The following is a 12,096-nucleotide window of genomic DNA, read 5'->3' on the forward strand; positions in this document are numbered from 1 at the left end:
AGTGTTGCACCCGCGCCGTCGCCAATGGCGGCGGCGCTACCCCCTACCATCGGCGGATGTTCGACACCGCCTTGCTACTCGCCGCCGCCTTCATCGCCGGCGCCCTCAACGCCGTTGCCGGCGGAGGCAGCTTCCTGACCCTGCCCGCCCTGGTCTTTACCGGCGTGCCGCCGGTGGTCGCCAATGCCACCGGCACCGTGGCGCTGCTGCCCGGCTACGTCGCCGGTGCCTGGGGCTTTCGGGAAGACACGGCCCCGCCGCCGGGGCTGTCGATGCGGCTTATCGTCGTGCTGTCGCTGCTGGGCGGCGCCACCGGTGCGGCGCTGCTGCTGGTCACGCCGGACGCTACCTTCCGCCGCGTCGTGCCCTGGCTGCTGCTGGCGGCCACGGCGCTGTTCGCATTCGGGCCCTGGATTCGCCAGCGCCTGGCGGGCGGCAGCCAGCCTTCCACCCTCCGCGCCACGGTGGGGGTGCTGGCGGTGGCCGCCTACGGCGGCTATTTCAACGGCGGCTTGGGCATCCTGCTGCTGGCGCTGTTCGGCCTGCTGGGGCAGACGCAGCTCAACGCCATGAACGGTCTGAAGAACTGGGTCTCCGCCCTGCTCACCGCCATTGCCGTGGCCATCTATGCCGCGGGCGGCGTGGTGCTTTGGCCCCAGGCGCTGCTGATGATGGTGGCCGCCACGGCCGGCGGCTACGGCGGCGCGCGCGTGGCGCGGCGCATACCACCCCAGTGGCTGCGCTGGGGCATCGTGGCCACCGGGCTGGTGATGGCGGGGCTGTTCTTCCTGCGCGGCTGAACCTCCGGCCGACTTCACCGGGCGGGGGCTGCGCCGTCCGTGTCAGTGGCGCGCGCCACGCTCCAGCAAAGGCGACCGCGGCAAAAACCGGAACGCCGTGGAAGCCGCGGCCAACACGCAGGCAATGCAGACCATGACGGCCTGGTAGGGCTCGGCACCCTGGCGCTGGGCCCAGGCTGCCAGCAGGCCGGTGAGCCACTGCATCCAGGCCACGCCCAGGAACATCGACATGGTGTACAGCGAGAGGGCCCGCCCCGTCATCTCCGCGGGGTACGAGGAGCGCACGTCTGCGTACTGCAGCACGCCATAGCCCGACAGCAGCCCCATGGCCAGAATGAGCGCCACCGTGGCCACGGCCTGGTGCGTGAAAGCCACCACCAGAAACAGGCCGCCCATGAGCAGCGAAAAGCGGGTGATCCAGCCCCTGCGCCGAGCCGGGCCGGGGTCCATGCGCCCGAACAGCGCGGGCATGAACAGCGAGATCAGCGACAACACCAGGGCCACGTTGCCGGTTTCGACCAGGGAAAAGCCGTAGCGCCCCATCAGCATCGGCCCCAGCCACAGGCCGCGCAGGGACAGGAAGGCCGCATAGCAGCACATGCCCAGAATCAGGATGCCCCAGGTGTGCGGCACCTTGAACAGCGCGCCGAAGCGGCCCGCGGCCTGGGCCCAGGACTCGCGCGGCTCCTGGGGCGCCTGGGGCAAGGCAGGCTCCCGTACCCGCAGGAAGATCAGCAGCCACGACAGCAGCGAAAGCGCGGCCAGCAAGCCGAAACCCGTGCGCCAGCCCCCGTGCTGCACCATCCAGGCCAGCGGTGTGCCGGTGAACAAAAGCCCGAGCCCACCCACTCCCATACCCACGCCCGAGAAGAACGCAAAGCGCTGCGCCGGGAAGTGCCGCGCCACAAAGACCGTGCTGGCCAGAAAGGCCGGCGAGCAGCCCACGCCGATCAGCAACTGGCCCAGCATCAGCCAGCCGTAGCTGGGGGCGGCGGCCGACACCGTGGCACCCAACGCAGCCAGCGGAAACGCCGTGAGCACGGTGCGGCGCAGCCCGTACAGGTCCATGCCGATCCCCATAAGCAACTGAGCCACCCCGAACGACAGGCCGAACAGGCCCGCGAAGGCGCCCAGGGAGTCCGCCGAAATGCCAAAGTCCGCCTGCAGGCCGGGGGCGATGATGCTGGTCACCGTGCGGTAGGCCTGGCTCAGCGCGAAGGCGGAGAGCAGGCACAGGTACATGGCCCAGAGGGGCCGCGGGAGCGAAGGGGATTCGGCAGGCGGAGCAGGAGGACGTGTCACGGGCGGCGGCAGCGGTGGCAATGGCGGGGCGAAAGGGTCAACTCGGCGGACTCCAAGCCTACCGGGTTTGCGCCGGCCGCCCTGTCGCCTGGGATTGCCTGTTACCCCCGCGGGACGGCGCGCGGCCGCGCCGGCGAGCTCACGCCGCCGGCGTGGCAGGAGCCATGCGCAGGGGAATGGTCACCGGCCCGTCGTTCACCAGGTGCACCTGCATGTCCGCAGCGAACTGCCCGGTGGCCACCACCGGGTGGGCCGCGCGGGCCTGGGCCACGAAGTAGTCGTACAGGCGCTGGCCCTCCGCGGGCGCGGCCGCCTGGGTAAAGCTGGGGCGGTTGCCGCCCGTGGTGTCGGCGGCCAGGGTGAACTGGCTCACCACCAGCAGCCCGCCGCCCACGTCCTGCACGCTCTGGTTCATCTTGCCGGCCGCATCGCTGAAGATGCGCAGCTTCAACACCTTGGCCAACAGCCGGTCGGCCTCGGCCTCGGTGTCGCCGCGCTCGGCGCACACCAGCACCAGAAGGCCCGCACCGATGGCGCCCACGGCCTGCCCGGCGACCTCCACCCGTGCCTCGCGCACGCGCTGCAATACGCTGATCACTTCACGGCGTCCTTGTCTTCGTCGGGCCGGTCGTCAAAATGCGCCTCCACGTCGGTGGGCAGAAGCTCGATGGTGGCGCGCAGGCCGGGCACGGCAGCCATCAGCGCGCGCTCCACCTGGCCGCGCAGCTCGGCGGCGTGGCGCAAGGTCCAGTGCGCGGGCATGTGCAAGTGCATGTCCACAAACTGGCGCTGGCCCGCGCGGCGGGTGGACACATGGTCAAAACGCAGCGCGCCCGGCGGCTGGGAGTGCACGAACTGCGCCAGGGTGCTGTCGATGGCGGCCTGCACCTCGGGCTCGACCGCGGCGTCCATGAGGCCCTGCGAGGAGCGCCACACCAGCTCGGCCCCTTCCTTGAGGATGTTCAGCGCCACCGCGATGGCGGCCAGCGCGTCCAGCCACAGCCAGCCGGTCAGGGCCGCACCGGCAATGCCCACCAGCACGCCGGCCGAGGTCCACACATCGGTGACCAGGTGCCGCGCATCGGCCTCCAGCGCAATGGACCGGTGCTCGCGCGCGGAGCGGAACATCACCCAGGCCAGCAGCCCGTTGAGAGCCGAACTGAGGACCGACAAACCCAGGCCCCAGCCCACCTGCTCCAGCGGCTGCGGGTCCACCAGGCGGTGGCCGGCGGCCCACAGGATGCCTGCGGAGACGCCCACGATCAGGATGCCCTCGAAGCCCGAGGAGAAGTATTCCGCCTTGTGGTGTCCGTAGGGGTGGTCGTCATCGGCGGGGCGCTGGGCCACGGTGACCATGGCCAGGGCAAACATGGCGCTGGCCAGGTTCACGAACGACTCCATGGCGTCGGACAGCAGACCCACGGAGCCGGTGACCACCCAGGCCAGCGTCTTGAGCGCAATGGTGACCACGGCCACGGCCACGGAGGCCCAGAGCAGGTTGCGGGGCGAGAGCCAGGGATGGGAAACGACAGGTGAAGCGGACGACATGGACGGTACGGCAAGCCGGGCAGAAAAAAAACACGGGCCGGGGATTACACCAGCGCCATCTTAAGCGGGGCTTTTCTTCGCCCGCCGGCACACCGCCCCGCAGGGCGCCGTTACCGGCAGCCGCGCCCGGCCGCCTCAGCGATACAGCGCCGCGCCGGCCTGGAGCACCTGGGCGGCCCGCGCCGGCCCGAGCGCCTCCACCACCGGCGCCCACACGCTCGCATAGGCGGGCAAGGCGTCCGGCGCGAACGCCGTGTGGGGCCAGTCGGAGCCCCACACCAGCCGCTCGCCCACCAGCGCCGCCACGCGGCGCACATTGCCCAGCAGAGGGCCGTAAGGCGCTTCGGCCTGCAGGCGGTACCAACCCGAGAGCTTGACCCAGGCGCCCTGGTCGGCCAGGCGCGCCAGTGCCTGCCAGGCCGCGTCGTCCGGCGCCAGCCCCGCGTGCAGGCCCGCTAGGTGGTCCAGCACGCAGGGCAGTCCCGTCGCCGCGTGCAGCTCGGCGATCTGCGCCAGCTGCCCGGCGGCGGCGTACCACTGCACATGCCAGCCCAGCGCCTTCAGCGCCGGCGCCAGCGCCTGCATCGCCTGGGCGCCATTGCCCACGGGCGACACCAAGTTGAAACGCACCCCGCGCACCCCGGCTGCGTGCAGGGCCTGCAAGGCACTTTCGGTGATGTCCGCATCCACCACGACCACGCCGCGGTGGCGCCCCGGCTCGCGCGCCAGGGCCTGCAGCAGCAGCCGGTTGTCGGTGCCGTACACGCTGGGCTGCACCAGCACCAGGTGGTGCACGCCCAGGCGGGCGGCCTCGGCCTCGATGCGTTCCAGCGGCTGGTGCGCGGGCCGGTAGTGCCCGGCCTGGACGGGTGCCGCGGCGTCAAAGACGTGGACGTGCGCGTCCCACCCCCCGTGCGCCGGTGTGCCGGACGCCCCGGGTGTTGCCAATGCGCCCACGGTCAGCCCACCGTGATCTTGCGGTCGCGGATGACCTTGGCCCACTGGGCCTGCTGCGCCTGGATGAACTTGCCCGCGCTGGCCTGGGTGGCGTCCGCAAAGACATCTCCGCCCAGCGCGCGGATGCGCCCCAGCACTTCCGGGTCGGCCAGCGCCTTGCGGATTGCGCCCACCAGCTGGGTGCGCACATCCGGTGTGATGCCGGCGGGGGCCAGCACCGGGTTCCATTCCAGCACCTCGTAGTCAGGCACGCCGGCCTGGGCCATGGTCGGCACGTCGGGCAGCGAGCGCGCGCGCACCGCGCTGGTCACGGCCAGGGGGCGCAGCTTGCCGGCCTGGATGTGGCCCAGCGACGAGGCCACGTTGGCAAAGAACAGCGGCACCTGCCCGCCCATCACATCGTTCATGGCGGGGCCGCCGCCGCGGTAGGGAATGTGCGACAGCCGCACGCCCGCGCGGTCTTCAAACAACGCACCCGCCAGGTGCTGCGCCGAGCCGTTGCCCGACGAGGCATAGGCCACATCGTCCGGCTTGGCCTTGGCGCGTGCGATGACGTCCTTGACCGACTGGGCGCCAAACCCGGGGTGGCACACCAGCACGTTCGGGAACGTGGCCAGCACCGCCAGCGGCACGAAGGCGGTGTTGCTGTCGTAAGGCAGCTTGGGGTACAGCGACGGGTTGACCGCGAACGAAGACGCGTCCAGCAGCAGGGTGGTGCCGTCCGGCGTGGCGCGGGCCACCGCGGCGGCGGCCAGCTGGCCGCTGGCGCCGGGCTTGTTGTCCACCACCACGCCCTGGCCCAGGGCTTCGGCCATGCGCGGCGCAAGGATGCGGGCCATCAGGTCGGCGCCGCCGCCGGCGGGGTAGGACACCACCAGCGTCACGGTGCGTCCGCCGCCCAGGCCGGCGGCGCGCGCATGCACCCAGGGTGCGGCCAAGGCGGTGCCTACGGCGGCCAGCGCCGTGCGGCGCCGCACGGCAGGCGTGACCGCCGGGGTGGAGGGGAAAGAGGTCATGCGTTGTCTCCTGGTACGGGTTTCAAGTCAAGTGATGGTCACGGTGTAGTGGAAGGCGTTGGCATCCCCGCGGGTGGTGCGCCACTCGATGCAGCGCCCGCCCAGGTCGTAGGCGGCGCGCTGGACCAGCACGCCCGGGTGGCCTGCCGCCAGGCCGAGATGCCGCGCCTGCGCGGCGGTAAGGGAGGCAAAACCGATCTCGTCCACCGCCCGGTGGACATGGACGCCGCACACGCGGGCGAACAGGGGGTAGAGCAGGTCGTCCCAGGTATCGGTGCTGCCTTCGGCCAGCGGCGCAAACACGTCCAGCGGCAGCCACAGGTCTTCCAGCAGGCAGGGCTGGTCGGCCAGCAGGCGCAGGCGCTGCAGCCGCAGCACCATCTCGCCAGCGGCCAGGCCCAAACGGCGGGCCACGGCGGCGGGAGCCGCCGCGCGCTGGCGGGAGAGGATGAGCGACCGCGGCACCTCGCCACTGCCGCCGTCAAAGCGGAAGAACCGCAGCATGGACGCGCCCGCGATGCCCTGGCGCACAAAGGTGCCACGGCCGTGCACCCGCTCCACCAGGCCTTCGGCCACCAGCAGCTCCAGCGCCCGGCGCATGGTGCCCAGCGCCACTTGGTGTTCCGTGGCCAGCAGGCTTTCGGCCGGCAGGGCCGAGCCGGGCGGCCACTCGCCGGCCACCACGCGCGTGCGCAGCGCCGCCGCCAGGGCTGCGTAGCGGCTCAGGCCCGGGGCGGCGTCAAGGCGGGTGACTTTGGGCGAAGCATTCATGCCAAGAACTATAGTCCTCTATAGGTCTTGGCACAAGCAAAAATCCCCCTGCGCCGGTCGGCCGTTCCCAGCGATGGCCAGCCGCGGTGCGTTGCCCGTGGCGAGGCGCCACGGCGGGGTCATGGAGAAAAAGGGGTGGCTCCAGCGCCCGCGGCGCCTCGGCGGGCGGTCCGGCGGCAGAAGGAACGGTGCGTACGGGCGCTGGCCGGCGCCGCGTCAGTCCGTCACCAGCCGGGCCTTCACGCTCTTGCCCTTGACGCGCCCGCTGTTGAGCCGGTCCACGGCCTGCGCGCCGATGGCGCGGTCCACGGCGACGTAGGTGGAAAAATCGTTCACGTTGATCTTGCCCACCTGCTCGCGGGTGTAGCCCATGTCGCCGGTCAGGGCGCCCAGCACGTCGCCCGCGCGGATCTTTTCCTTGCGGCCGCCGATGATCTGCAGGGTGACCATGGGCGGCACCAGCGGGCCGCTGCCCGTGGGCGTGAGTTCGGCCACCGGAAACCAGCGCGACTCGCGGCCCTGCAGCTGCTCGATCTTGCCCACGGAGCCCATCTCGTCCAGGCTGGCGAGGTTGAGCGCCAGGCCCTCCGCTTCGCCCCGGCCGGTGCGGCCGATGCGGTGGATGTGCACCTCGGGGTCGGGCGTCACGTCCACGTTGATGACGGCGGCCAGGTTGGCGATATCGAGGCCCCGCGCTGCCACGTCGGTGGCTACCAGCACCGAGCAGCTCTTGTTGGCAAACTGCACCAGCACCTGGTCGCGCTCGCGCTGCTCCAGCTCGCCATACAGCGCCAGCGCGCTGAAGCCCTGCGCCTGCAGCACGGCCACCAGGTCACGGCACTGCTGCTTGGTGTTGCAGAACGCGATGGACGACTCCGGCCGGAAGTGGTTCAGCAGCTGCGACACGGCATGCAGCCGCTCGCTGTTCTTCACCTCGTACCAGCGCTGCTCGATCTTGCCTTCGGCATGCTGGGCCTGCACCGTGATCTGCATCGGCGACTTCATGAACTGCGCGCTCAGCTTGGCGATGCCCTCGGGGTACGTGGCCGAGAACAGCAGCGTCTGGCGCTCTTTCGGGCACTGGCGGGCCACGGTCACGATGTCATCGAAGAAGCCCATGTCGAGCATGCGGTCGGCTTCGTCGAGCACCAGGGTGTTCAGCGCTTCGAGCGTCAGGTGCTGGCGCTCCAGATGGTCCATCACACGGCCGGGCGTGCCCACCACGATGTGGGCGCCGTGCTCCAGGCTGAGCATCTGGCCGCGCAGCGGCACGCCCCCGCAGAGGGTCACGACCTTGATGTTCTCTTCGGCGCGCGCCAGGCGGCGGATCTCCGTGGTGACCTGGTCGGCCAGCTCGCGCGTGGGGCACAGCACCAGCGCCTGCACGGCAAAGCGGCGGGGGTTGAGGTTGGCCAGCAGCGCCAGGGCAAACGCGGCCGTCTTGCCGCTGCCGGTGCTGGCCTGGGCGATCAGGTCCTTGCCCAGCAGTGCTGGCGGCAGGCTGGCCGCCTGGATGGGCGTCATGGTGGTGTAGCCCAGCTGCTGCAGGTTGGCCTGCATGGCGGGGGACAGGGCCAGCGCGCCGAAGCCGGCGCTGGCGGAGGGAACAGGGGTGGTCATGGCGTTGATTATCCGGGCCGCCCCCGCCGGGGCCCAGCCCAGCGCGCGGGCTTCGCGCCACAATGGCCGCCCCGCCTTCCGCCGCCGCCCCATGACGCACCGCCCCAATCCCGACACCCAGTACTACGTGCGGCTGCTGGTCGACCGCGTGCCGTCCATGCTGGCCTATTGGGACAGCGACCTGCTCTGCCGCTTTGCCAACAAGGCCTACGAGCGGTGGTTCGGCGTGGACCCCGAGCGCCTGATCGGCACCTCCATCCGCGACCTGCTCGGCCCGGAGCTGTTTGCCAAGAACGAGCCGCACATCCGCGCCGCCCTGGCAGGAGAGCGCCAGGTGTTCGAGCGGATCGTGCCCGGCCCCGGCGGCGTGCAGCGCAACAGCCTGGCCGAGTACATCCCGCACGTGGTGGACGGCACCGTGCGCGGATTCCTGGTGCAGGTCACCGAGCTCACCGAACTGCGCCAGACCCAGGAGGCGCTGCGCCGCGAGCAGGAGTACCGCGCCGAGCTGCAGGCGCAGGCGGCGGAAGTCAGCGCCTTGCTGCGCGAGCGCACGGAAATGCTCTACGTGCTGGCCCATGAGGTCCGCCAGCCGCTGAACAACGCCTCGGCCGCGCTGCAAAGCGCCCACGCTGCCTTGCGCGGCCCGGGCGATGCGCTGGTGTCCGACGAAGTGGTCCACGCCCAGGCGGTGCTGGGCGAGGTGCTGGGCAACATCGACAACACCATCGCGGTGGCCTCCCTGCTGGCGCGGCCCAACCCCATCCACCAGGAGGACACCGACATCGACACCTGGCTGCGCATCGTGATTGCGGACCTGCCGGAATGCCAGCAGGGCCGCATCCAGCGCGTGCGAGAGACCTCCATCCGCACGGTCTTGATGGACATGAGCCTGCTGCGGCTTGCGCTGCGCAACCTGCTGTCCAACGCCCTGCGGTGCAGCCCCCCGGGGTCGCCCGTGGTGGTGCGCATCGCGGACTCCGACAACCCGCCGGCGTTGCTGATCGACGTGGAGGACACCGGGCCGGGCATTCCCGCCGACCTGCTGCCCCGGCTGTTCACGCGCGGTGTGCGCGGTGCCGGCCAGGACGCCGGCCACGGCGTGGGGCTCTACATCGTCCGGCAGGTCATGCAGCTGCACGGCGGCTCCGTGGACGTGGTGCGCAACGGCCCGGGCGGCGTCACCCTGCGGCTGACGCTTTGCCAGACCGATGGCGGACCCTGAGCCGGCCGGGACCTGGCTGCACGGGCCGCGCCGGCCCGGCGTTCACTGCGCGCGCACGGGAGCGCGGAACACGTAGCCCACGCCCGACTTGGTCTGCAGCGGCACGTTGCCGGGTGTCGCCCGCTCGATGCGCCGCCGCAGGCGGAACACGGCACCGTTCAATCCCCCGGACGCTTCGAAGTCCGCCGCCCGGCCCAGCCGCTGCAGCAGGGTCTCGCGCGGCACCACCTCGCCACCGGCCTCGGCAAAGCAATCCATGAGGGTCCGGTCGGTCTCGCTCAGGTCGACCACCGCGCCGTCGGGGGCCGTGAGCTGGCCTGCGCGCCGGTCCAGCCGCCAGGCGTTCTGGACCGGATCCGCCGGATGCACCCGCCGCTGCACCGCTTCGATGGCCAGGGCCACCTGCTCGAACTTGACGGGCTTGGTCAGGTACATGTCCGCGCCGGCCCGCACGACGTCCTTGAAGGTGTCGGCGGATGCCCGCCCCGACACCACCAGCACGCCGGCATTGGAGCGCAGGCGCAGGACGCGGATCAGTTCCGTGCCGTCGATGCCCGGCAGCATCAGGTCGGCAATGTAGAAGTCGAAGCCGTACGGGTCGGCATGCGCCAGGAATTCGCGGCCGTCCGCAAAGGTGGTGACGGCGATGCCCAGCCCCTGCAGAAAGCGCGACAGGCCCAGGGAATACACCCTGTCATCGTCAATGAGCGTCAGGGTTTTGGGCAGCATGCGTCGGCCAGAGCGGTTCCAGGGGGCGTGCAGTTTAACCACACCGTCGCCGCGACCTGGGGCCGCGTTGCGCAATTGGATTGCTCATTTATTTGCTTTGTGCAAATATATTTCTAAATTGCATTTTTGTTACACACATTACATTCATCGCCAGTGTTTCCTGACTTGCGCTCCCTGGGCTGCGGGACACCGGCTTTTTTCCCACCTCCCAACTCCCTTGCCAGACCGGCCCTCCCCATGAAAAACCTCACGATCAAGCAACTCCTGTCGCTGGCTTTCGGATCCCTGGCGCTGTTGGTCCTGGTGGTCAGCCTGCTGTCCCTGCGCGGGCTGGGCAGCGCTGACGGGCGCTTTGCCGGCTATGTGGACGGTGCCGCAGAGCGCGAACGGCTGGCCTCGGAGGTGCAGAACCTCGCCGGCAGCCGCGCCATCGGCGTGCGCGACATGGTGCTCGTCAAGACCCCTGCCGACCAGGCCTCCGCCAAGGCCATGGCGGTGAAGGCGCACCAGGCGCTGCAGGCGAGCCTGAAGGCGCTCAAGGACCAGGTGGGCAAGGCCGCCGATGCAACCGAGCGCGACCGTGCGCTGGTGGCCGCCATCGACAAGATCGAGTCGCAATACGGGCCCGTGGCCGTGGCGATCGTCGAGCTGGCCGCCTCCGGCAAGCACGACGAGGCCGTGGACAAGATGAACAACGAATGCCGCCCGCTGCTGGCCGCCCTGCTCAAGGCCGTGGAAGACTACATCGGCTACAGCAAGGAGCAGGCGGAGCGCAGCGTCCAGACGTCCGCGGCCGAGTACGCCACCCAGCGCAACCTGCTGGTGGCCATCAGCGCCGTCGCCGTCCTGATCGCTGCCGTGCTGGGCTTTCTGATCACCCGCCGCCTGCTCGCGTCCCTGGGCGCCGAGCCGGTGGAGCTGGGCGGCATTGCCCAGCGCATTGCCCAGGGCGACCTGGGCCCGGTGCGCGGCGCCGAGGGCGCCCCCGCCAGCAGCGTGCTCGCGTCCATGGGCACGATGCAGCAGCAGCTGACCCGCCTGATCGGCCAGGTGCGCAGCTCGGCCGACAGCATTGCCACCGCCAGCGCGGAAATCGCCCAGGGCAACAACGACCTGTCGGCCCGGACCGAGGAGCAGGCCTCGGCCCTCGAGGAAACCGCCGCCTCCATGGAAGAACTCAGCTCCACGGTGCGCCAGAACGCCGACAACGCCCGCCAGGCCAACCAGCTGGCCCAGGGCGCGACGGCCGTGGCCGTCAAGGGCGGCGACGTCGTGGGCGAAGTGGTGGCCACGATGAAGGGCATCAACGACAGCAGCAAGAAGATCGCCGACATCATCAGCGTGATCGACGGCATCGCCTTCCAGACCAACATCCTGGCGCTGAACGCTGCCGTGGAAGCGGCCCGCGCCGGCGAGCAGGGCCGCGGCTTTGCCGTGGTGGCGTCGGAGGTGCGCAGCCTGGCCGGCCGGTCGGCCGAGGCGGCCAAGGAGATCAAGGACCTCATCGGCGCCAGCGTGGAGCGCGTGGAGCAGGGTTCTGCCCTGGTGGACCAGGCGGGCGCCACGATGACCGAAGTGGTGAGCGCCATCCAGCGCGTGACGGACATCATGGGCGAGATCAGCGCGGCCAGCGCCGAGCAGAGCGCGGGGGTGGCCCAGGTGGGCGAAGCCGTGACCCAGATGGACCGCGCCACGCAGGAGAATGCCGCGCTGGTGGAGCAAAGCGCCGCCGCGGCCGACAGCATGAAGGGCCAGGCCCAGCAGCTGGTGGAGGCCGTGGCCGTGTTCCGGCTCGCCGACGCGCAGGCCCCGTCGGCCGCCTGGGCCGCCCGGCCGGCGCCGGTGGCGGCGCCCCGGCGCCCGGTGGCCACGCGGGCCCGCGCCCCCGGCCGGCCGGCCTCCCTGCAGGCCCCGGCCGCCAAGGCCGCGTCCCTGGACTCTGCGGGCCACTGACGGCAGGCGCGCCGCCCCGCCACCACCTGGAGGGCGGCGCACCCCGGCCACTTCGCCCGCCGCGGCCGGGCGTTACGCACCCCGGCAACGGCCTGTGGTCTAGAGCTCCTGCTCCAGGAAGTCTCCCTGGCCTGCCCTGCCATGGATCGGCTATAACGAAGCCAACCTCCGCGCC

11 protein-coding genes are annotated in these 12,096 nt (G+C 71.0%); 3 read left to right on the forward strand and 8 right to left on the reverse strand.

Features of this window, described 5'->3' with window-relative positions:
- The first annotated feature begins 56 nt into the window (after positions 1-56).
- Complete coding sequence (locus tag ACOYR3_RS20735; RefSeq protein ID WP_422844187.1) at positions 57-800, forward strand: sulfite exporter TauE/SafE family protein; 744 nt, start codon at positions 57-59, stop codon at positions 798-800.
- A 42-nt stretch (positions 801-842) separates the two neighbouring features.
- Here ACOYR3_RS20735 and ACOYR3_RS20740 read toward each other — a convergent pair whose 3' ends face one another.
- The 7 genes from ACOYR3_RS20740 to dbpA form a co-directional block, all read right to left on the reverse strand.
- The gene (locus ACOYR3_RS20740) at positions 843-2,042 is read right to left on the reverse strand and encodes an MFS transporter (RefSeq protein ID WP_422844188.1); all 1,200 of its coding nucleotides are present in this window, start codon (positions 2,040-2,042) and stop codon (positions 843-845) included.
- A gap of 199 nt (positions 2,043-2,241) precedes the next feature.
- Positions 2,242-2,700, reverse strand: coding sequence for a D-aminoacyl-tRNA deacylase (gene dtd / locus ACOYR3_RS20745; RefSeq protein ID WP_422844189.1), 459 nt, complete (start codon positions 2,698-2,700; stop codon positions 2,242-2,244).
- A complete protein-coding gene (locus ACOYR3_RS20750) occupies positions 2,697-3,650 on the reverse strand; it encodes a cation diffusion facilitator family transporter (protein WP_422844190.1) in 954 nt (317 codons plus the stop codon). The genes dtd and ACOYR3_RS20750 overlap by 4 nt, the downstream gene beginning before the upstream one ends.
- 135 nt (positions 3,651-3,785) lie before the next feature.
- Positions 3,786-4,607, reverse strand: coding sequence for an amidohydrolase family protein (locus ACOYR3_RS20755; protein ID WP_422844191.1), 822 nt, complete (start codon positions 4,605-4,607; stop codon positions 3,786-3,788).
- Between the two features lie 2 nt (positions 4,608-4,609).
- Positions 4,610-5,623 (reverse strand): tripartite tricarboxylate transporter substrate binding protein, encoded by a 1,014-nt coding sequence (locus ACOYR3_RS20760; RefSeq protein WP_422844192.1) that lies wholly within the window; start codon positions 5,621-5,623, stop codon positions 4,610-4,612.
- 27 nt (positions 5,624-5,650) lie between these two features.
- Positions 5,651-6,394, reverse strand: a complete 744-nt coding sequence (locus tag ACOYR3_RS20765; RefSeq protein ID WP_422844193.1) for a GntR family transcriptional regulator — start codon at positions 6,392-6,394, stop codon at positions 5,651-5,653.
- A 216-nt stretch (positions 6,395-6,610) separates the two neighbouring features.
- Positions 6,611-8,014, reverse strand: a complete 1,404-nt coding sequence (gene dbpA, locus ACOYR3_RS20770) for an ATP-dependent RNA helicase DbpA (RefSeq protein ID WP_422844194.1) — start codon at positions 8,012-8,014, stop codon at positions 6,611-6,613.
- A 91-nt stretch (positions 8,015-8,105) separates the two neighbouring features.
- Here dbpA and ACOYR3_RS20775 point away from each other — a divergent pair, with 91 nt between their 5' ends.
- Positions 8,106-9,239, forward strand: coding sequence for an ATP-binding protein (locus tag ACOYR3_RS20775; RefSeq protein ID WP_422844195.1), 1,134 nt, complete (start codon positions 8,106-8,108; stop codon positions 9,237-9,239).
- Between the two features lie 42 nt (positions 9,240-9,281).
- On the opposite strand, the gene ACOYR3_RS20780 is transcribed toward ACOYR3_RS20775, so the two are convergent.
- Entirely contained in the window at positions 9,282-9,968 is a 687-nt protein-coding gene (locus ACOYR3_RS20780; protein WP_422844196.1) for a response regulator transcription factor, read from the reverse strand.
- 237 nt (positions 9,969-10,205) lie between these two features.
- On the opposite strand from ACOYR3_RS20780, the gene ACOYR3_RS20785 reads away from it, so the two are divergent.
- Positions 10,206-11,921 carry a methyl-accepting chemotaxis protein gene (locus tag ACOYR3_RS20785; RefSeq protein WP_422844197.1) on the forward strand — a complete coding sequence of 572 codons (1,716 nt, stop codon included), beginning with the start codon at positions 10,206-10,208 and terminating at the stop codon, positions 11,919-11,921.
- Positions 11,922-12,096 lie beyond the last annotated feature (175 nt).

Source organism: Acidovorax sp. M2(2025) (assembly GCF_049330835.1).
Taxonomy (GTDB): Bacteria; Pseudomonadota; Gammaproteobacteria; order Burkholderiales; family Burkholderiaceae_C; genus Acidovorax.